Raw genomic sequence first — 20890 nt, 5'->3', positions numbered from 1 at the left:
TACCACCAGCCCTCCGGGAAAGTAGGCCAGCCGCAGTACCCGATGCCCTCAGGGCCAGCAGCCTACGCCTCTTGGTTAGCACGGCGGGACAAGCGGCTGGTCGACACCACGTGGTGGGCGACCTCGCCCTCGCGTACGAAAGCATGGAATTTGCGCGCCGAGCCGGACCTCACCATGACCACTAGTCACCGACAGATGTCCCGCACATACTGCTGATAGAGCCGCCGCACGAGGTCCGGTGACACAGGGAGGCACCAATACCGGCAGGCGCAGCGCTGGCGATCGCCGCCGGAGCGGACGCCACCGTTCATCGTCGCCGGCGGATGAGATCGGGACACCGCAGACCGGTCACCGTCGACTGACTGCCGGTTCTCGTCAGGCGCGCCGGGATCGGTGTGGGCTGTGCGGAGGTGGCCATGTACCCAGCGGCGAAGGTTCGCGTCGTACTGGCGGCCGGGGTGCTCGGCCTCGCCATGGCCGCGTGCCAGTCCTCACACGCCCGCACGCCGGGGCCGTCCACCCCTGATGCGGCGCGCTCAACCTGGTCCGCGTCCGGCGGGTCGGGTGGCGGACGGGTGGCATCGCCGTCCCCGTCGACCGCGCCGCTCACGACGGGCCCGGGCGCGTCCCCCGCGCCGGTGCCGTCCGTGCCGGCGCCGAGCAGGTCGGCCGGCCTGACCATGCGGCAACTGGCCGGGCAGCGGATCATCTACTCCTATCCCGGATTGACACCACCGGCGAGCCTGTTGAGGATCATCCGCGCCGGTGAGGCCGCCGGGGTGATCTTCTTCGGGGAGAACATCGCCGGCGCCGCTCAGATCAGCTCGGTGATCGCCCAGTTACGACGAGCCCAGGCGCAAAGCCCGGTCCACCTGCCGCTGCTGCTGATGGTCGACCAGGAGGGTGGCCTGATCCGGCGCCTGCCGGGAGCGCCCGCGCTGTCGGCGAAGCGGATCGGCCAGTCCGCCGATCCGGTGGCCGCGGCGACCGCGGCAGGCACCGGAGCCGGCCGCACCCTCGCCGCGGTGGGCATGAACGTCAACCTCGCCCCGGTTCTCGACATCTACTCCACTGCGGGCAACTTCATCGACCAGTATCAGCGCTCCTACAGCGCGGACCCCGGCACCGTCGCGCACCTGGGGCGGGCGTTCATCAGCGCCCAGCAGCGCACCGGCGTGGCTGCCACCGCCAAGCACTTCCCGGGACTCGGGCGGGCGGCAGCGGCACAGAACACCGACACCCGGCCGGTCACCCTGTCCCAGTCGCTGGCCACGGTGCGCGGCACCGACGAGTTCCCGTATCCGGCCGCCGTCGCCAGCGGCGTCGACCTCGTAATGCTGTCCTGGGCCATCTACCCGGCGTTGGACCCGAACCGCCCGGCCGGCCTGTCGCCGACCGTGGTCAGGCAGGAACTGCGCGGCCGCATCGGGTTCACCGGAGTGACCGTCACCGACGCCCTGGAAGCCGGTGCGCTGGCTCACTACGGCAGCACCGGCCAGCGCGCGGTTGCCGCCGCGACCGCCGGCATGGACCTCGTCATGTGCTCCGCCCGTGATGTCAGTCAGGGCGAAGCCGCCACCGCCGCCCTGGTCAGCGCGCAGACCAGCGGCAAGCTTGACGCCGCCGGCTTCATCGCAGCGACCGATCGGATCGCCGACCTACGGGCCCGTCTCCACTGATCTTCTAGTGAGGCGGCCATCCGACGCGCCTCCGCCCGCCCGAACCGGCCCGTGCACAACCCGTGCGGCTCAGAGGGCGTCGGGAGGAGCCCATCGTCACTGCAACCGGCCGGCGAACGCGGGCGGACCAGGGGCTGACTGCCCTGAATGAACCCGATCCGTGCGTGGTGCCCCGCGGTTCGGTCGCGACTCGGGCATGCGTCCGCTCACTCCCCGCCCACGGTGGGGCTACCCGTCCCTCTCGTCCCGCCAGCCGCCGGGTTCGGGATGGTAGCCGTAAGCGGCGGCTCGCACCGTTTCCTCGTTCTCCAGCCCGGAGCCGATCGCGCCACCGACGGTGGCCAGCGAACTGGTGACCCAGGCGAGCGTGAGGTAGTCGGTGACATCGACCGGTCGCTGCAAGGTCTGCTCCAGCACCGATGTGTCGATCAGCAGCGCCCCGACGAGCACCGTGCCAGCGAACAGGACCAGGTAGGACACCGCCGTGGCCAGAGTGAGGGTGAGGATCGTACCCAGGTTGAACAGCCTGGCCAGCTCAGGCGGTGTCTCGCTGCCTGGTTTCTCCCACAGGCCGTGGGCGACGATCAGCCAGGCCACCAACGCGGTCAGCCCGAGTACCATGATCACGGCGAGCCGGAGTCCGCCGAGCGCATCGCCCATCTGCCAGATGGTGTCCGTGGTGAGCGCGAACGCGGCAGTGCCAAAGGCGCCGACCAGCAGCTTGGACAGGCCCAGCAGAGCCCGTCCCGGTCGGTTGGCCCGGACCATGCCGGCCAGCAGCCGCACCCGGCCGATCAGCGGCGAGGCCACGTAACCCAGTTCCCCGGCCTTGCCGACCACCTGATGGATGGCCGTAACCCGGCTTACCATCTCGGCCGGCGCCCAGCCGGCCCGCGGCACCCGCTGGTCCGAGGCGTCGGTGAGTAGTCGGCTCACCATATCCGGAACGGCCGCGCGGGCTGCTCGCAGCTGCTGCAGTCCCAGCGCCGGCAGGGACACCATCGCGACCCGGCGCCGGCCGGAGGTCTGCGCGACCAGCGGCACCCCCTCGGTGTGCAGCGGCAGGTCGGTCAGGCAGATTGCGACGTCCCACCGGTCGCCGGTGCGCCGTTCCGCAACGTCGTCGAGCAGCGCCTCAACGCCACCGTCGCGGCGCGGCGCCAGCTCCCCCCAGCCTTCCCGAACGGTCCACCGTACGTCCGCGTCCACCCGCTCGGCGAGCCGGCCGGCCAGCTCGGCGGTGAGCCGCGCGGCCACCCGGGCTGGGTGGTCCGGCGGGGTCGCCACCAGCCCGACGACGATCTCCGGGCGGTGCTGTTCGCTGTAAGTCATCGGTGTTCCTCACGGGTAGCTGAGCTCGTCGCCGTCCACCGGCACCAACCGGTTCGTCGTGAGCCCTCCGACGGTTGTCATGGTGCTCCCTCTCGGTGTCGGCACGGAGGTCTTTCGCCACCCCGGTCGGCGCGGTGGCCACGAAGAAGGTGCCGACCAGCCCGACGGAATCAGCCACCACACCGCAGGCGCAGGCGCCGACTGCTGCCCACTCCCTGGGTCACCTGATAGACGGCCAGGCCCCGGGCGCACACAGCCATGAACGACCCGGTGGCGCAGCTTTGCCTGTCGTTGGCTCGTCGTGAGCGCGCGGGCACGGGTGGGAGCAGATGGTCACCCGATTGCCCCTCGCTTTCAGGCGCAGTTGATCCGCCGTCTCCTCGGCCGCACCGCTGAGCCGTTTGATGCTTCGGCACACGGGTAGACCGCGACCCGGTCCGAGGGGGTGGGCCGAGGATCGGAGCCACATACCGATGTTGGGCTCCATCCAGTCCGCATGCGAGGCGAGGCCCGAGGAGTGCGGGATGGCCGAACCGGAGAGCCGGGGCAGGGGCGCACGGGAGTCGCCCGCGCAACCGCGCGAACAGGTCGATCGACAGCGCGACGCCGAGGAGGGCGCGGGACTGTCCGGTCGTGGCGACAACCTCGGTCCCGCCGGTAAGCCAACGGGTGCCGAGCGGCGGGGCAACTACCCCGCCGCCCCGCAGCGTGGTGAACACGAACTTCCCCAGCCGGCTGGCGGGCACAGCAGCAAGACGATGGCAGACCCAGACGTCGTCCTCCAGATCCCGCAGGCCAAGGTCGAAGAGATCTACGTCGAGGTCGACGACCTGGACGCCTCCGTCTCACTGCGAGCCCGACTGGGTAGCCTGCTCCAACTCGACGTGGGCATTCAGGCGCAGCTCGGCACGGTGAAGATCGATATCAAGGGCGTTGAGGCCGAAGCGATGCTCGAGGTTCGGCTCGATGAGCTCCGCGGCATTCTCGACAGCGCCCTTCGCACCATCGAGCGCAACCCTCAGATCATCGAGTCGCTGGTCAAGACGGTGGACACCGCCGTAAACCAGGTCGGGCAGACAGCTCAACAGGTGCTCGGGCCGCAGGGGCCGCTAGCGCGGACGCTCGACCACGTCGGGCAGACGGCGCAGGAGGCGCTGGGGCCCAATGGGCCGCTGTCGCAGACGCTGCAGCAGACCACCCAGCAGGTCGGCCAACAACTCGGACAGACCACTCAGCAACTGGCTCAGAACCGCGCGGCGGCGGCTGGCGGCGGTGGGGGCCTGGGCGGCGTGCTGGGCGGATCTCCAGCCCGAAAGGCGTGGCAACGGATGAAGAAGGTCGTCAACAACAGCCAGCCACTGAGGCAGGTCACGGCTCGGCTGGTAGGACCGCAGGGGCAACATCGGCAGAGCTGACCGACGTCCACTCCCCCGGCCACGAACGATGAGAGAGCCCTGGTCAGCGGGTTGCCGGTGGGATCAGAGGTTTCAGCTCCCGGGATCCATACCGACGCCACTACGACGGCACCCAGAGCCGTACGTCGATGCAGCATGCCCTCGTGATTGGCGTCAGCGGGCCGCGGGACGACAGCCGGCACCGACCAGGCGGGGAGCCGGCGGACCCTGACCACTTCGGTCTTCTCTCGGAGGTCCCGTGCCGGACCGCGGCCGGCCATCCAGTCCATCCGGGAGCGTCGGTCAACCCCGCGATAGTCCTCGTCCGACCAGCCGAGGATCATGTTGTCCGGGTGGCCCATGAACCGGAAACCGGTGGGGGCTCAGGGCCGGGCTGATCCTCCCGGCCTTGAACCCCACCGGGTCAGGCTGTCGCCATTTGGCGGACGTGTTTGCCCTCGGCGAACTCCTCGACCATCTTGGCGCAGAAGGCCGGAAGGTCGCTGGGGCTACGGCTGGTGACCAGGCCGTTGTCAACCTGAACCTGTTGGTCCACCCAGTTCCCGCCGGCGTTGCGGATGTCGGTGCGCAGGCTGGGGAACGAGGTGACGGTCCGGCCGTTGACCATGCCGGTCTCGACCAACGACCAGGGGCCGTGGCAAATCGCCGCCACCGGCTTCTGTTGTTGGAAAAACGCCCGGACGAAGTCCATCGCCAGCGGGCTCATCCGGAGCCGGTCGGGGTTGACCGTTCCGCCCGGCAGCAACAGGGCGTCGTAGTCAGCCGCATTGGCCTCATTCACGGTCCGGTCCACCTGATAGTGGTTGGCCGGGTTAATGTCCTGGTTCATCGACTGAATCGCGCCGGATTTCAACGAGATCAGGTGGACCTCGGCCCCCGCCTGCTCCGCGGCGGCCCGGGACTGGGTGTACCCCACGTCCTCCACCCCGTCGGCGGCGAGGCAAGCGACTCGCTTGCCGGTCAGTGGCTGCTGGCTCTGCGCCATTTTTGCGGCCTTCCCTTCACGGCACCGCCCCGTCGGCGGCGCATCGTTCGCTCGCGGTCGCCTTCCCGGTTCCGGCACCGGGAAACAAGCCGGCGATTGCCGCTCGATGGCAGACAATCGGGCACATTCCCGCTGCACAGCGAGGGCCTGCGCGGAGAAAGGTCCGCACCGGGGTGTGCTGCCTGTCGCAGCGGGTAACGCAGGCAACCGCTGGTACCCAGGCTACGGAAAGGTCGCGACATGACCCTCGCTGCCGCCGCGATCGAGCTGCCGTCCGGCCAAACCATGCCCGTGCTCGGCCAGGGGACCTGGTATCTGGGCGAGCGCCCCGGGAGGCGGCAGGACGAGATAGCCGCCCTACGCGCCGGGCTCGACCTGGGGATGACCATGATCGACACTGCGGAGATGTACGGTGACGGCGCCTCCGAGGAACTCGTCGGTGAGGCGATCATCGGACGACGCGCCGAGGTCTTTCTGGTCGACAAGGTGCTGCCGTCCAACGCCAGTCGACAGGGAACCGTGCAGGCCTGCCGCCGCAGCCTGCAACGACTTGGCGTCGACCACATCGACCTCTACCTGCTGCACTGGCGCGGCGCGCATCCACTCGGGGAGACGATCGAGGCGTTCGCCGAACTCGTCGAGGCCGGTGAGATCGGGCAGTGGGGCGTGAGCAACTTCGATCTTTCGGACATGAGGGATCTATTTGAGGCGGGCGGGAACTCCTGCGCGACCAATCAGATCCTGTACAACCTCACCCGCCGCGGTCCCGAGTTCGACCTGCTGCCGTGGCTACGCGAGCACCGAATCCCGGTGATGGCGTACTCGCCGATCGAGCAGGGTCGACTGCTCGGCCACCCGCAGGTCGCGGAGGTCGCCGCTCGGCACGGGGCCACGCCCGCTCAGGTGGCGCTGGCCTGGCTGCTGGGGCAGGAGACGGTTGCGGCCATCCCCCGCTCGTCCAAGCCCGAGCACACCCGGGAGAACGCGGAAGCGCGCGACCTGCATCTGACTGAGGAGGACGTGGCGGCACTCGACGCGGCGTTCCCGCCGCCGACTGGCCCGCAACCGCTGGAGATGTTGTAACGTCACCGACCGTTTCGGCGGACGGCACCCGGTCCACGTCCGCGCCGTCCGCTCGGCGATCCGGCAATGGAGGGCGGTGGGCGCCGCCGGGCTGACGGTGACGGTCAGTGGCGTCGGTCGGCCAGCCTGCGGGCCGCCGACCGCCACCAGCTTGTACGGGCCGCTCCAGGACAGCGCTTGGTATGAGACGCCCATGCGAGTGCCGACGCCGTACGCGTCGATCGGCGGTCCTGGGCCACGAGCGCGGCGATGACGTCTTCGTCGAGGCTGCCGCTCGCCACGATCTGTGCCTGGGCCCGCCCGGCCGTCGAGGATCGGGTCGGCCTGCACGGCCAACGCGGCGAGGCATCCGGAGTCGAGCCGGACGCCGACCGGCCCGGTCAGGCCCGCCTCGGTGATGACGTCGACCGCCGCGCATACGGCACCGTGAGAGTCAGCCCGGACACGAGGCCCCGTCCAGCGCCAACCCGGTGGCGTACGGGGCACAGCGAACCAGCGGTCGGCGCCGGTCCGCTTCCGTACCGGCACGAGGAGATGGGTTCGCAGGTCGCCGACCCTGTGCCGCCGTTCGACGGGCAGGGCAGCCGCAGATAGCGTCCCTCTGATTCCAACGGGCGTTGGCATCCTCCACCGCCATGAATGGCGGAGACTAGCGGGGCCTCCGCCGCTACCGCCCGAGCTTTCTGGCGGGTAAGCCCGTCCGAGCTAGGTGCCGACCCGGCGGGGCTGGAGCCGTCCCGTCCCCGGCCCGGTCAACTGCCAGAACTCCTGCGGCAACTGGTCGACAAAGTCTCCGTACTCCTTCGCGCTGGCCGACTCACGAAGGGTATCCAGCACGGCCCGTGCTCCATCGGTTGCCACCTGGCGATCCACCCCGGCCCGTGACTGGACCCGTTCGAAGAATTCGGCGAGCCCGAACCGTTCCGGGTCTTCGGTGGGCCTATCCACCAGGCCTCGTAGCTCCTCAGGGAGCTGGGAGGCGAGGTCTCTCGCCTGGCCGCCAGTGATCCGTTCTGCCAACGTCTCGAGCGTGGCGCGGGTGACAGGTTCCGCCTGCCCCGGCGGGACCTTCGGTCGCGCTGCCACGGACTGGATGAACTCGGTGTAGTCCACCTCGGATCCCCTCTCGAACCGGATTGCGGCGGGTACCCGCGCCCGCCGGGGTGAAACGGTGGTTCCCCCGCCCTCAGCCGGGTGGTGGCGGAGGGCGGTGGGTGATCCGGCGGGTCACCCGGAACTGGTACAGGCCGGCGCTGGTGACGGCGTAGAAGACGGGCGGGAGGAGGAAGATGGCGAGGCCGACCAGCGGCGCCACCAGGTAGCCGACCACGCCCGCCAGGACGTACAGAACGATCCCGACGAGGGCCCGGATCCGCTCGACGTGGAAGAACCCGTGCTTCACCTGCTCCTTCAGCAGGTCGGGGTGCCGGGCCAGGTAGTGGTAGAACGCCAGCCAAGTCGCGCACAGCAACGCGCCGATCAGCGCGTAGAAGGCGATGGCCACACGCTGGTCCGCGTTGTCGTGCTCCTGCAGTGCGTGCGACACGACGATGGTCGGAAACGGCAGCAGCGCCGTGGTGAACAGCACCAGCAGGTTCATCCAGTGCAGGCCGCGATCGATCTGCTGGACGCGGTTGAACGCCGCCTTGTGGTTGAGCCAGACGACGGCCACGTACGAGTAGGACGCGAGATACGCGACGTACGCCGGCCACTGGCCGAGCAGCCCGGACAAAAGGCGGCCGGGCGGGACGTTCGGCACCCGGAGATCCAGGACCAGCAGCGTGATAATGATGGCGAAGATGGCGTCGCTGAACGCCACGGCACGGCTGGTGTCCGACCGGGTGCCCAGGTCCGTGTCTGGCCCGCTCACCGAGCGCGCCTACCCACGGGCGCCCGCGGTAAACAGCCGGGCGCGGCCGCGCCGAATGCGGATCAGACGTCTCGGAGAAGCTGGCATCACTGGGGCACGAATGAAGGCTGTCGTCTACTACGGACCGAAGACGGTGAGCGTGAAGGAGGTGCCGGACGCCCGGCTCGAGCGACCGGCGGACGCTCTCGTCCGGATCACCACGACCGACACCTGCGGCTCTGACCTGCACAGGTACGACGGACGCACGGACATGCAGCCGGGCCGGGTGCTCGGGCACGAGAACCTCGGCGAGGTGATCGAGGTCGGCGACACCGTCGAACTCGTGAACGACGCCCTGGGCATCGAGCGGGAAACCCCTGACCGCCGATCACAAGGCACAGCCCGGATGCTGGGTTGGTTCAGTCTCGGCCTCGGCGCGGCAGCCTTCGCCGCGACGTCGAGGCTCAGCCGGCTGTGCGGCGTCGACGACTCCCGCACGGCGCGGACCGTCCTGCGGGCCGCCGGGGTACGGGAGCTGGGCCACGCCGCCGCACTGCTGGTCCCGCGCCGGGCCGGTGGGGGACGTGGACGCGGGTCGCCGGGGACATCATGGACCTGGCTGCCTGCGGTTGGGCCATGAGTCGCCGCCGGGGGGAACGACGGCGGCGCCTGATCTACACCTCGCCGGGATCACCGTCGTCGACCTCTACACGGCGCTACGGACGACGCGTTCACCCACCTCCTCCTCTCCGTCGCTAGCGGGGCCGCGCTTTTCCACCCAGGCCATGGGTTACTCCGATCGGTTCGGTTGGGGTACGGCGGTGATTGACGCGTGACTTTGGGGTGGGGTCAAGTTGGCGGTGGAGGGTGGGCGTTGCCAAATGGCCCGTTGCCGTCCGATGGCGGGTTCGGCGGCGGCGATGATGGCGGCGCAAGTTGTCGAACCGCCTGGTGCGCGTATCCACGAGCAGTTGTACGGCGGCGGCGTCAGATGTACGGGCTCCGGCCGCCGAGTTCGCTGACCGAGCGAACTCGCGGGAAACTGGGGCAGCGCGGGAAGGCGTCGTGTGATCTGATCCCTGCCGATGACGACACCGGACGCTCCCGCCACCGATCCCGACGCCGCCACGGCCACGCCGCCGCACGTGCGCCGCATGGTCGTGCTCATGCTCGCCAACCTGGCCCTGAGCGCCCTGCTCGCCGCCTTGATGCTGGTCTTCCAGGAGCAGCTGCTGGACTACCGGCTCGCCCACCTCGACCTGCCCGCCGGCACCGACCTGGCCGCCGCCCGAGAGACGATGCGCTCCTCGGCGTGGTCCCGCATGCTGCCCGTGGCGCTGGTCGCGCTCGCCTACCTGTGGCTGATTCACGGGTTGCGGATGGGCCAGCGCAAGGCGTATCGGCAGGTGGTCCTCGTCTCGGTGGTCGTGCTGCTCGGCTCCGGCCTGACCCTGTTCCAGCCGTTGCCCTGGTGGTTGCGGGCGGTCAACGTCGCCAAGGTGCTCGTGGCGGTCGCGCTGCTGTTCCTGACCAGCCGCCCCCAGGTTCGCGGCTGGTTCGCCGCGACCAACCGACACGACCTGGCCGACCGCCTCTCGTCCTGACCTTCCCGCGGCCCGCGCCTGCCCAGCCCGGGACCCGACCTGCAGGTCGAGAACATCCCGCGGATGTGGTGGGAGCAGCCTCCCAGGGACACTGACGACGATGACGACTGACGACCTCAGCACCGGCTCACGCACCGCCACCGCTCGATCGCGATTTGAGCCGGCGATCGGCGGTGCCACACTGGCCGTCCTGATAAGTGGCTTTCTTCCCTGGTTCCAGTCAGGTTGGGCCGCTTCCACGAACGGGGTGAACAGCTACGAGACCAACAGGTCGGCATGGGCTGCGTCCACGGCCTGGAGCATGGCCCTCATGCTCAGCGCGACCTCGGGCGCAGCCGCGATCCTGCCGGCCCGCATCGATCGTCAGCCGCCAAGGTGGGCGTCCCTACGATGGGCACCTCCCACACTCTCCTTCCTTGGCATCGTGTTCGTGCTCTGGACCTGGATCGACATCCCCCGCGCCGACACTGTCGGCGCCGGCGGATGGACCACCGGTTCAGGCGGCCACATTGGCGATATCGCCCATGATCGGCTACAGATCCTGCACCTCGACGGCCTGCGCTACGACGTCGGTTGGGGTCTGTACATTGGCATTCTCGCCATGTCCTCGCTGTGCGCCCTGCTCGTTGGTCACGCTCTTCGCGCCCGCCGACACGCCGCCCGAAGTTGTGACGACGCGCGAGGCAGCCGCTCCGCAAAGACCCACGGCGACCCCGGATGGCCGCCAGGCAGTTGCTAGACAACCGGATCAGCGGAAACTACTCCCGCCTGGCCCGAGCCCTTTCGCGACCGCCACCCCATCGCACTTCACCGCTCAGCCACGCCCTCGCACGCATCCACTTCACGCCGGAGATGCTCACTAATCCAAGCCAACTCGGGTTGGGGTTCGACTCGATAGGCGACTCGAGGGCTCCAAACCCTACTGACCTGGACCGTTGGGTTTGGGTTTGTGCCGGGATCGACGAACCGATAGCCAACCCGGGCTGCGCGCTTCGGCGCCATCCCGCTCGTCTGAGAGCAGCTCACCTAGACCGGGCGAGGCCGTTCTCGGGCGGTGGGGTGGCCCGCCTGGACGGCGGACCCGAAAGTCGGTTGCCGGCGACGGTGAACGCCGGGACGCTGGGTGGCATGACGTTCTGAGGGCAGCACCTTCCTCGCCGCCACGCCATCGCGATCGGCGGCCGGCCATCCCACCTTTGGCGAGAAGTGATCGTCCTTGTCCGTTCAGCCTTTCCGGCAGGAGTACCTGCCGGCACCCACCCCTGCCACCGTCACCGTCTTCGCCTCCCCGACCAGCTGGGTCGAGTCCGACGCCGTCGACCAGTGCCGCCAGGTTGCCACCCTCGACGGCATGGTCCATGTCGCCGGCATGCCGGATCTGCACCCCGGCAAGGGCGCCCCGATCGGCGCCGCGATGGCCTCGACCGTGCTCTACCCGCACCTGGTCGGCTCGGACATCGGCTGCGGCATCGCCGTCTTCCCGATCGCGCTGAAGCGGGTCGTGCCGGAGCGGCTCGCCGCCCGCTTCCCCGACCTGGACCGCTCGCTCGACCCGGATCGGGACGCCGACGACCCAGCCTGGTCCGTGCTGGACGGTGACGTCCCCGCCGGCCACCTCGACGGTCTCGGTACCGTCGGGCGGGGCAACCACTTCGTTGAGCTGGCCCGCGTCGGCGAGATCCTCGACCCGGGCCACGCCGCGCGGCTTCAGCTCGCCGCCGGCGACACGGTTCTCGTCGTGCACAGCGGTTCGCGCGGACTCGGCGAGCGGATCCTGCGTGAGCACGCTGAGCTGCGAGGCGCCGGGCCCGCCGGCGACCCGGCCGCGTACCTGGCGCGGCACGACGACGCTGTGCGCTGGGGTTCGCTCAACCGGCGGCTGCTGGCCGCCCGGACCGCGATCGCGCTGGGTGCCGAGCCGACGGCGCCGGTCGTGGACCAGTGCCACAACCTGGTCGAGGTACGCGACGGGCACTACCTGCACCGCAAGGGCGCGGCGCCGGGCGACGGCCGGGACGTGCTCGTCGCCGGCACCCGCGGCACCCCGTCGTACCTTGTGGCCGCGCACGCGGGCGCGCAGGCCAACCACTCGGTGGCACACGGGGCGGGCCGCAAGATGTCCCGGGCCGACGCGTTGCGCCGGGGCCGGGCCAAGCACACGGTCGAGGAGCTGCGCCGCACCCCGGTGGGTTCGCTGGTGGTCTGCGGCGACCGGCAGCTGCTGTTCGAGGAGGCGCCGACCGCGTACAAGCGGATCGAGCAGGTAATCGCCGACCTGGTGGGCCACGGGCTGGCGACCCCGGTGGCGACCACGGTCCCACTGGTCACCTACAAGACGCCGGACGTGGGCGTGGCGGCCCGCGGCGACCGGCGACCCGAGCGCGGGCAGGCCGAGCACCGGCGGCGGGGGCGGCGGTGAGCCCGCATCTGCTGCTGTCGTCCGGCCGGGGCCCGCAGGAGTGCGCGTGGGCGCTGGCCCGGCTGCTGCGCCGGCTGGACGCCGACGCCGCCCGCCACGATGTGGGCGTAGTACGGCTGGAAAGCGTCTCCGGCGACCGGCCCGGCACCTACCGGTCGGTGCTGATCCGGCTCACCGGCGCGGGTGCGGAGGCGTTCGCCGTCGGCTGGACCGGGACCCTGTGCTGGCAGGCGCCCAGCCCATACCGTGCCGGCCATGGCCGGAAGAACTGGTACGTCACCGCCCGGCGGTGCGAGGTCGACGCGCCGGTGACCCCGTTCATCGAGGCGGACGTGGAGGTGGTGGCCGTACGTACCGGCGGGCCGGGCGGCCAGCACCGCAACAAGGCCAGCACCGCCGTGCGGGCCACCCACCGCCCGACCGGTACCGTCGTGGTGGTCGACACCGAGCGGCAGTTCGGCCTCAACCGGGGCATCGCGCTGCGACTGCTGCGGCAGCGGCTCGCGGCCGGTGACGAGGCGGCCGGGCGGGCGGTCGTGACCGCCCGATGGCGCGTCCACGACGAGTTGGTACGGGGCGATCCGGTGCGCATCGAACGCCCCTGACCGCCTTCCCAGCCGCCACGGCGTTCCCAGCAGGATCAAGGCGCACGGCGGTTACAACAGCGAGGCGCTGTCGTGCCGCGGGGTAGCAGGCCAGTTGTCGTCCGACAGCCGCTTGCCCGGGCCGGGGTCCCGGTCGGCCTCGGCGATCACGGTCTGGGCCAAGGCCTTACCTTCACCGAGGCCATCGAGAGCGGCGCCGCCTCGGCGTCCGGCGACGGCGAGGCTCTGCGCAGGCTGACGGGCCTGTTCCGGCTGCCGCCTCCGCACACCCGGAACCGTTGACCACAACGTCAGACGGCATTCGCGCCAATGAAAGCGGCTCAGATCTGATCCGAAGCGGCCCGGACACCATGGTCGTATCGCTCAACGACCCCTTCCCGGACATCCGCATCTGCCGCAAACCCGCGCGGACGCTGCAACGCCAGGTCAACATCCGTGCAGGCCGTCCGAGCTGGTTGACGGCGTTGATGAGGGCGGGAATCCGCTGACCGCTACCAGCGCCTCGGCGGGATGCGGACGAATCGGCTTAGCTCTTGGCGAGTGCTTCGCGGCGGATCCACTGGGGCAAGGTGGGGTTGTCGATGGTGGTGATGACGCTGACGGTGGTGCGGAGGCGGCGGTCGTCGTCCAGCAGAGCCAGCATGCTCGCGGCCAGGTCTACACGGGCGGTGAACCTGCCGTCGGCGTGGCCCTCCACGAGGGTGTAGTCGGTGGGCGACGGCAGGTGGTAGAGCCCGCTCGGGCGCACGATCGTCCAGTCCAGATCGCTGGCGCGGACCAGCGTTTCCATCCGCCGCATGTCGTCGTACAGCGTTCTACCCAGCACCCGCGTGACGTACGGCAGTAGTACTCGGTTGAACAGGAACCCGCCATCGGAGTACGAGCGCGGGGCGACCCCGCTTGAGCTGACCACGACGAGGCGACGCACGCGATGCCGTTCCATCGCGGCGACAATATTGGCCACACCACGCGAATAGGTGCTGATCGGTTCCTTCCCAGCGGGCACCCCGAGCGTCGACAGCACCGCATCCCGCTTTGCGACCGCGGCGTCGACGGCCACCGGATCGAGCACGTCGGCACCGACCACCTCAAGGCGATCATGGTGCAGCGGGAACGAGTCCGGCTGCCGGGTGACCGCGGCGACCTGATGCCCGGCGGCGAGTGCCTGGCCGGTGAGCAGGCGGCCGGTGGGACCGTTGGCTCCAAAGACTGTGATACGCATACGGACTGTCCTTTCTTGGTTACGAAACCTTTTGGTGTACGGATCGGAAGGCTGCACACAGCGGGTCGAGTGCCTGCGCCCACGCCGGCAACTCGTCGACCAGCCGGTGTACCTCCGCGCTGGCGGCGCCTGTGGTCAATTCATGGGCCGCCGGTGGGCCTGGTTCACTTCACGGACGACCGTCCAGGCGTCCGCCACCCGGCCCAGGTGTCCGAGCTTGTCGGGGTTGAGCATCGCGCGGATCGCGTAGATCTGTCCGTCGAGGATGTCGAGCGTCAAGGTGTTGACGACCTTGCCGTCCCGGTCGCGAAAGATGGCGCCCGGCTGGCCGTTCACCTCGTGCGGTTCCATGACGCCGCCGATCCGGAGGAACGGCGCGACGATCGCGGACAGCAGCCGGGCCACGTTCTCCGCGCCGAAGACGCCCCCACCCCACTGCGGGGCCTTGCCCCCGCTGTCGCCGACCATCTGTACGTCAGCGGCGAGCAGCTCCCGCAGCCCGTCGACGTCCCCTTCCCGGAAGGCGTCGAAGAAGCGTTCCGCGAGTTCCTCTCGCTCCTGGCGATCCGCCGCAAACCGAGGGCGTCCCGCGTCCATGTGGCGGCGCGCCCGCACCGCGAGCTGGCGGCACGCCGCCTCCGAGCGCCCCACCGCTGACGCGATCTCCGGGAAGCTGAACCCGAACGCCTCCCGCAGCACGAAGACCGCCCGCTCGAGCGGGCTGAGCCGCTCCAGCAGCAACAGGGCCGCCATCGATACCGAGTCGGCCAGCTCCGCCGAGCGTTCCGGGTCCTCGTACGGGTCGGTGAGCAGCGGCTCGGGGAACCACGGCCCGGCATACTCCTCACGCCGGACCCGCGCCGAGCGCAGCACGTCGATCGAGATCCGGGACACCGTGGTCGACAGGAACGCCTTGACCGAGGCGGGTCGGGTCGGGGAGGCGTCGTAGCGCAGCCAGGTCTCCTGGACCGCGTCCTCGGCCTCGCTCACGCTGCCCAGGATCCGATAGGCGATCGAGAACAGCAGCGGCCGCAGCTGTTCGAATTCCTCAACCCGGGTCACGCCAGCTCCTCCTTGAAGCCCTGCCGCCAGGAGGGGTAGCGCAGCTGCCAGCCGAGCTCCCGCTTGGCCTTGGCGTTGGAGAAGAAGCGCCCCTCGGTCATCATCGCCACCGCCGTTTCCCCGGCCACCAGCCGGGCCAGCCACGTTGGTACCTGCATCGGCCGTTTGGCGCCCGCGCGCGCCGCCAGGTAGGGCAGCCACTCACCAGCCGGGGCCGGCTCGTCGTCGACGATGTTGAACACCCCCCTCGCCCTCTGCTCCACGGCCAGGACCGTGGCGCTCGCTGCGTCGTCGAGATGCACCCACGAGCTGTAGCCACCGCCGTTGCCGATGACCGGGTACTGCCGCTTGCGCACGAGTTCGACCTGATCATCGGTGGCGCCCGGCCCGTAGAACGCGCCGTACCGCAGGACCGCGCCGCCAGCCTTGACCACAACGTCCTCGAGGTGGCGGATCGCCTCGGCGGCGGCCAGCAGATGGCCGGTCCCCTCGGCGCGCAGCCGGTTGGTGGTGGCGAACCACCGGTCGAAGTGCTTGATGTCGGGCTTGCCGGAGATGGCGGTCATCTGGTGCACAATCACGTCCGGCCGGGCCTGAGCCACCACCTCGCCGACCAACATCGCATCCAGCCCATCCATCACCACCGCCTCAGCGCCCAGCCGCTCCAACACGCGCAGCTTGTTGGCGCTCGTCGTCGTAGCCGTCACCTCGTGGCCACGCGCCACCAGCCGCGGCACCAGCCGCCGCCCCAACACCCCGGCCCCGCCCGCCACGAACACCCGCACAACCATCACTTTCCTGATTCCAGAGCTTGTCTCCGCTACCCGAGACGAGACAGCCCCAGCCGCCTGTGACATGGGAGGTACGACAGCCGGGAAGAGATCGTTCGCGGCTGTGGGCCGACGCCCCACAGCCTCATGGGTAGTGAGCTGACAGACGGCATTGAGGCGTGTTCCGACGCTCACCCATCTGCCGCCGATCGTGTGCGCTGGCCAGGCGGTAAGCGTCACGCTCGGTGGTCGGCCCGCTTGCCGGCCGGCCGTCCTAAGCTGTCGATGAACGGGTGCGGCCATGGTGGCCCGGACCTGCCAAGCTCTTTTGCTGCCGCTTGGAGAGTGGAAACCGAGGCGGCCCACCCGGCTCAACCAATGCAGTGCCCGTCGGCGCCCGGACACCACGACCACGGTGGCGATGAAGCCTGCACCTGCCGATGGTGGGCAGGTGCTGACGCCTCGCTCGGTGTCGAGGGGAGCCGGGCCGCGCTGACCCGGAGGACCGGGCTGTCCGTCTTGGACGCCCGGTCCCCGGAAGGCTCCCGGTATTCAGAGGAGGAGGAGGCTCAGCGTTCGAAGTGTTGCCTGTCCTCGAGCGCCATCGGGATGAACTTCTCCTGTTGTCAGGCGCTCCGGCGCCTCGTCCGAGGCGAGGAGTTGTCCCCGGTACTACTCGCGGCGCCTTTTCGTAGCGGTCCTGATCGTGGATCGTGTGCTGTGCCAGAGCAACCGCGGTCATCGCGGCATGTTGCCAGCCGGTGGTCGTCCGCTCCGTGGCGCTGTTTGTTGTCGATGACGGCGCCGGCTGATTTCGCTACTGCGCCGTGGAGCTGATCGGCCGTCAGGCAGGTGCCGCCCCCATCAGGACCGCGGCAGCGTACGCGTCGACGAGGCCGGTCCCCTTGTCGACTGCGCTGGTGTAGGGCCCGACGGTCTGGTAGGCCGCGCCGTCCGTGAACTTGTACGCCGTGGCCTTGAGCGCGTCCTCGACCTGGGCCGGGGTCGCGTTCGGTGCTACCTGGAACAGCTGGGTGACGATGCCCACGACATGTGGGGTTGCCATCGAGGTACCGCTGATCGTGTTGAACGTGCCGAGGTCCAGGGGCCCGGGGCCGTTGTGCGGGTCCAGACCGGTCGAGCAGATCAGCAGGTATGGCCGGCAGGCTGAGGTGATGTTCGATCCGGGTGCCGAGACGTCCGGGTAGGTCTCCGGGTGTCCCGCAGCCCCGCGGCTGGAGAACGTGGACACGCTACCGTCGCGGGTGCCGATGCCATGGTCGTCGTAGGAGGCGACCATAAGGATGCCCGGAGTGGGGTCCTGACCCGGAGGGTTGGTGGCGCTGTTGTCCGGGCCGTCATTGCCGGCCGCCCACACGGTGACGACACCCTCGGCGGCCAGCGCCCGTTGCAACTTGGTGGTCGCCGAGTTCGGATCGAACGCCCCACCGCCACTGGGGCCGTACGAGTTGTTGCTCACCTTGATCGGTGGGCAGCCCGCGCACGGGTTCAGGTGATGGTCGAGCACCCAGTTCAGCGCGCTGTCCGCACCGAAGATGCTCAGTCCCGCGCCGACCGACAGACTGATCAGCGTGGCGTCAGGGGCAGCGCCGTGCAGCCGGGTGCCGTCGGTGAGCGTCGTGTCCCGCCCGGCGACGATCCCCGCGACGTGCGTGCCGTGCCCGCCGGCCGACAGCGTGTCGGTGTCGTTGGCCGCGGTCAGGTCGAGGAAGCACGAGTCGTTGGGTAGCGGGAGCGGCAGACCCAGGTCGGTGAGCGGGCCGCACATGTTCTTCAGATTGAGCTTCACTGCGCTGGTGCCGTCCGCGTTGCGGAGGAACGGGTGGTTGCCGTCCACGCCCGTGTCGATGATCGCCGCCGAGACACCGCGGCCGTCGACCGGCCCTCCCTGTCCGTCGCGCAGCTCTGCGCGCGCCTGCTCGCCTCGGGTAGCGACGTTCGAGGTCGACAGGTATGGCCGCAGAGGCTGGTCACCTTCGACGTACGTGACACCGGCATGACCGCGAACGGCCACGATCTGCTCGGCGGTGCCGCGCGCAACCGCAACGCCGATCTTGTTCCAGGTTGTGATGAGTCTGAGGCCGGTGTCGGCGGCCGCCTGCCGGGCGGCGCCGACGCTCGTACCGTGCACAAACACCGGGATCGTGCCGGAGGCTGTCGTCAGCGTCCGCGCCAGGGAACTGGATATCGGGGCGAGTGGGTTGCTCGCCTGCGCCGGTGCGACCGGCGCGACGAGCGCGGCGGCAAGGACGCCGGCGATCAGGGGAGAAATGGCTCGAGGCATGAGGGGACTCCTCTGGGAGCATGTGTGGCGCCTATCTATGTCCTACATCGGCGATCACCAACCTTTCGCAACACGGCTATGTGCTAAGGGCGCGAATGCGCAGCGCAGCTGCTGTCGGCGACGACGGAGGTGCCGTCACGCTTGAGGACGGTCTCGCGGGTGTTGCAGGCGCCGGTGATGGTGATCCAGTGAGGGAACAGGTCCCGGGAGTACCCGCTCATCGAGCCTTCGGTCCTGACGGTGAGAGCGTTGAGCTGCGACTGGGCGGTCGACTTGGAGGGGATGCCGGGCGGCGTGGCCATCACCGGCGCCGCGCTCGCTACGACCAAGGCGCCGATGGCGGTGAGGGCTGCTGCCGTCACGGCGACCCACCGTCGCACGACTGTGGATCCGTTGGATTGCGGTCGTACTCACATGCGGGCCTCCTGGTGACGTCCTTGGGCATCGACCTTGCCGAAGAATGATGTTCGTTGACGGACGTCTCTCTGAAGAGGTGGGGATCGGTCCGCGACGGGCAGCCAGATGACCGGCCGGACGCCGGGGGGCCGGACCTCTAGCCGCCCACCGCGCCGTAGACGCTGTGACGCTGACCATCAGGCCGATGCCAGGTTTCGGGGCGTCGGTCGGGCGGGGCATGTGGGTGTACGCCGCCGTGCCTGCCGAAGATCTGGTGAGGAGAGGGCCGACCTCGGGCGGCATGGCCTGGGGGCTCTGATGCCGGCAACGAAGATGGTTCCTTATCGGCGGGACTTTGGCGTGGTCACGGACATCGAAACCAGGCCGGACCTGTCCGTCGTTCCGACGCGGTGTGGCCGCCGCGCTCGGCACGGGCGTTTGCGGTGCCACCGACGGGTGCAGGGCCGGACCCGCCGCCCCGCCGTGGTAGCCGTTGTCGTGGGGAGCTCCCACCGGGTAACAGCAGGAGCGCGCAAGGTCGGGCCTCGCGGCGCATCGGTCGGCGGCCTAGCCGGCCGCGGCGTTCCACCATCCAACCGGTCCATGACTCTTGACCTGTTGAAAATTGCCAAGCGGTGCGGTGGAATAGTCGAAAGGTTTCACCACCGTCCTCGCGGATGAAGGTGGCATCATGTCAGTCCGCCCACCGCGTCTTTTCGGCACGACGACAGCCGGCACTCGGCGACGTGTACTTCAGCGCCGTGCAGGTGCGGGCGAATCGGCTGAACTCGAGACGATTCTCGCCGCCGAGGACCACAGCCGCCCGGCGTTCCTGCCCGCGTGGCGCGACCGCGCCAACGCTGCTGCCCTCGTGGCGACGATGCACGGCGCGACGGCTGAGCCGGGCAGGCGGTACATGCACGTGACTGACATGCATCAATATTGTCAGCCGATCCACAACGTTTGTCGTGGTTGTTCCACACCCCTCATGGAGGCAGCGCATGTCAGCTCATCGGCACGAGGTCGGTCGTCGCACCCTGTTCAAGGCAGGTCTGGGTACTGGGATCGCGGCGATCGTCGGCACTGAACTGTTCGCGGTGGCACCAGCGGGTGCCGCACCCAGCGACATGTTCCCCTGGATCATCGATTGCGATACCTGGGGTGCGCGCCCGCCAAAGGGAGCGATTCAGATCACCGGCAACGTCACCAACAAGATCATCCTGCACCACATGGCATTCCCGAACGTCACGGACTACTCGCGCGACCACGCGATGCAACTGGCGCGGGACTGTCAGAACCTACATATGGACGTCAACGGCTGGGTGGACACCGGACAGCACTTCACGGTCAGCCGTGGCGGCTACGTGCTGGAGGGCCGCCACCGGAGCCTGCAGACGCTCGACACGGGCGGGCACCAGGTCAGCGCCGCACACTGCCCGGGCGAGAACGGGAACGCGATCGGGATCGAGAACGAGGGCACCTACATCACTGAGACGCCACCGGACGCACTGCTCGACGCGCTGGTGGGGTTGTGCACCGCGGTATGCCAGCAGTTCCGGCTGCAGCCATGGGACATCTTCGGCCACTGGGACTTCTACACCACCCAGTGCCCCGGCATCGCCTTCTACCGGTTGTTCCCGACGGTGCGCTCGCGTGTCGCGGCAGCACTCGGTACCCAACAATCGGACATCCCCGCACGCCGGTGGCCCGACATCTGGCGCTTCGTCGACGGCCCGGTTGTGCAGGTCGCGCAGTACCTGCTCGCGGATCTCGGGTACCCGCTGACCCCGAACGGCGACTTCGGCTACGACATGAATGCCGCCGTGGCCGACTTCCAGGCCAACCACGGGATTCGGGTCGACCCGGACGCGACCTTCGACACGGCCACCTGGGAAGCGCTTGTGCCGACACTCGACAAAGACGCCAACGGTCTGCCCGTCAACGCGCTGCAGTACCTGCTCGGCCGCAAGGGGTACGACGACGTCACGATAATCGGCGAATTCGACCACAGCACCATGAAGGCGGTCCAGGACATGCAGCGCCTCCACGGCCTCGTACCCAACGGCAAGGTCGATGTGGACACGTGGTGCGCGATTGTCGGTGGCGCGGTCCGTTCGGCCTTCCAGCAACCGCACGCCGCGTAGGCACCGACACGGTCGCAGAT

General features: G+C 69.4%; 18 protein-coding genes and 2 pseudogenes. 10 read left to right on the top strand and 10 right to left on the bottom strand.

From position 1 onward, the window contains the following. Positions 1–458 precede the first annotated feature (458 nt). Entirely contained in the window at positions 459–1679 is a 1221-nt protein-coding gene (locus tag NFX44_RS29160) for a glycoside hydrolase family 3 N-terminal domain-containing protein (RefSeq protein ID WP_262286811.1), read from the top strand. A 228-nt stretch (positions 1680–1907) separates the two neighbouring features. Here the strand turns inward: NFX44_RS29160 and NFX44_RS29155 are convergent, their stop codons facing one another. Then, a complete protein-coding gene (locus NFX44_RS29155) occupies positions 1908–2936 on the bottom strand; it encodes a DUF2267 domain-containing protein (RefSeq protein ID WP_262286810.1) in 1029 nt (342 codons plus the stop codon). 599 nt (positions 2937–3535) lie between these two features. On the opposite strand from NFX44_RS29155, the gene NFX44_RS29150 reads away from it, so the two are divergent. Continuing rightward, positions 3536–4426, top strand: coding sequence for a hypothetical protein (locus NFX44_RS29150; RefSeq protein WP_262286809.1), 891 nt, complete (start codon positions 3536–3538; stop codon positions 4424–4426). 403 nt (positions 4427–4829) lie between these two features. Here NFX44_RS29150 and NFX44_RS29145 read toward each other — a convergent pair whose 3' ends face one another. Beyond that, positions 4830–5411 (bottom strand): type 1 glutamine amidotransferase domain-containing protein, encoded by a 582-nt coding sequence (locus tag NFX44_RS29145; RefSeq protein ID WP_262286808.1) that lies wholly within the window; start codon positions 5409–5411, stop codon positions 4830–4832. A 240-nt stretch (positions 5412–5651) separates the two neighbouring features. Here NFX44_RS29145 and NFX44_RS29140 point away from each other — a divergent pair, with 240 nt between their 5' ends. Further along, complete coding sequence (locus NFX44_RS29140) at positions 5652–6494, top strand: aldo/keto reductase (protein WP_262286807.1); 843 nt, start codon at positions 5652–5654, stop codon at positions 6492–6494. Positions 6495–6677: 183 nt separating this feature from the next. On the opposite strand, the pseudogene NFX44_RS29135 reads toward NFX44_RS29140, so the two are convergent. The 3 genes and pseudogenes from NFX44_RS29135 to NFX44_RS29125 form a co-directional block, all read right to left on the bottom strand. Further along, a pseudogene (locus NFX44_RS29135) lies at positions 6678–6914 on the bottom strand (nicotinate phosphoribosyltransferase); the annotation flags it as partial. A 285-nt stretch (positions 6915–7199) separates the two neighbouring features. Next, positions 7200–7607: a DUF2267 domain-containing protein gene (locus NFX44_RS29130; RefSeq protein WP_262286806.1), complete on the bottom strand. Its 408-nt coding sequence runs from the start codon at positions 7605–7607 to the stop codon at positions 7200–7202. 73 nt (positions 7608–7680) lie between these two features. Further along, complete coding sequence (locus NFX44_RS29125) at positions 7681–8364, bottom strand: TMEM175 family protein (RefSeq protein WP_262286805.1); 684 nt, start codon at positions 8362–8364, stop codon at positions 7681–7683. 100 nt (positions 8365–8464) lie between these two features. On the opposite strand from NFX44_RS29125, the gene NFX44_RS29120 reads away from it, so the two are divergent. The 6 genes from NFX44_RS29120 to NFX44_RS29095 all read left to right on the top strand — a co-directional run bounded on the left by NFX44_RS29120 (position 8465) and on the right by NFX44_RS29095 (position 13459). Beyond that, complete coding sequence (locus NFX44_RS29120) at positions 8465–8983, top strand: alcohol dehydrogenase catalytic domain-containing protein (protein WP_262286804.1); 519 nt, start codon at positions 8465–8467, stop codon at positions 8981–8983. Positions 8984–9428: 445 nt separating this feature from the next. Next, positions 9429–9947: a hypothetical protein gene (locus tag NFX44_RS29115; RefSeq protein WP_262286803.1), complete on the top strand. Its 519-nt coding sequence runs from the start codon at positions 9429–9431 to the stop codon at positions 9945–9947. Positions 9948–10047: 100 nt separating this feature from the next. Then, the gene (locus NFX44_RS29110) at positions 10048–10686 is read left to right on the top strand and encodes a hypothetical protein (protein WP_262286802.1); all 639 of its coding nucleotides are present in this window, start codon (positions 10048–10050) and stop codon (positions 10684–10686) included. Positions 10687–11163: 477 nt separating this feature from the next. After that, positions 11164–12366, top strand: coding sequence for an RNA ligase RtcB family protein (locus tag NFX44_RS29105; protein ID WP_262286801.1), 1203 nt, complete (start codon positions 11164–11166; stop codon positions 12364–12366). Further along, positions 12363–12971 (top strand): peptide chain release factor H, encoded by a 609-nt coding sequence (prfH, locus tag NFX44_RS29100; RefSeq protein ID WP_262286800.1) that lies wholly within the window; start codon positions 12363–12365, stop codon positions 12969–12971. Before NFX44_RS29105 ends, prfH begins: the two co-directional genes overlap by 4 nt. 278 nt (positions 12972–13249) lie before the next feature. Next, positions 13250–13459, top strand: coding sequence for a hypothetical protein (locus tag NFX44_RS29095; RefSeq protein ID WP_262286799.1), 210 nt, complete (start codon positions 13250–13252; stop codon positions 13457–13459). A gap of 38 nt (positions 13460–13497) precedes the next feature. On the opposite strand, the gene NFX44_RS29090 is transcribed toward NFX44_RS29095, so the two are convergent. The 5 genes and pseudogenes from NFX44_RS29090 to NFX44_RS29070 all read right to left on the bottom strand — a co-directional run. Continuing rightward, entirely contained in the window at positions 13498–14193 is a 696-nt protein-coding gene (locus tag NFX44_RS29090) for an NAD(P)-dependent oxidoreductase (RefSeq protein WP_262286798.1), read from the bottom strand. A 135-nt stretch (positions 14194–14328) separates the two neighbouring features. Continuing rightward, complete coding sequence (locus NFX44_RS29085; RefSeq protein WP_262286797.1) at positions 14329–15255, bottom strand: RNA polymerase sigma-70 factor; 927 nt, start codon at positions 15253–15255, stop codon at positions 14329–14331. Continuing rightward, positions 15252–16046: an NAD(P)-dependent oxidoreductase gene (locus NFX44_RS29080; protein ID WP_262286832.1), complete on the bottom strand. Its 795-nt coding sequence runs from the start codon at positions 16044–16046 to the stop codon at positions 15252–15254. Before NFX44_RS29080 ends, NFX44_RS29085 begins: the two co-directional genes overlap by 4 nt. Before the next feature lie 823 nt (positions 16047–16869). Then, the gene (locus NFX44_RS29075) at positions 16870–18330 is read right to left on the bottom strand and encodes a S8 family serine peptidase (RefSeq protein WP_262286796.1); all 1461 of its coding nucleotides are present in this window, start codon (positions 18328–18330) and stop codon (positions 16870–16872) included. A 98-nt stretch (positions 18331–18428) separates the two neighbouring features. Further along, positions 18429–18632: pseudogene (locus NFX44_RS29070) on the bottom strand (hypothetical protein); the annotation flags it as partial. Between the two features lie 1095 nt (positions 18633–19727). Here NFX44_RS29070 and NFX44_RS29065 point away from each other — a divergent pair. Further along, positions 19728–20870, top strand: coding sequence for an N-acetylmuramoyl-L-alanine amidase (locus tag NFX44_RS29065; protein WP_262286795.1), 1143 nt, complete (start codon positions 19728–19730; stop codon positions 20868–20870). The last annotated feature ends 20 nt before the right edge of the window (positions 20871–20890 follow it).

This window comes from Micromonospora sp. MA102, assembly GCF_025460765.1.
In the GTDB taxonomy this organism is placed as follows: Bacteria; Actinomycetota; Actinomycetes; order Mycobacteriales; family Micromonosporaceae; genus Micromonospora; species Micromonospora halotolerans.
This window is presented reverse-complemented; position numbering and strand designations above follow the sequence as displayed.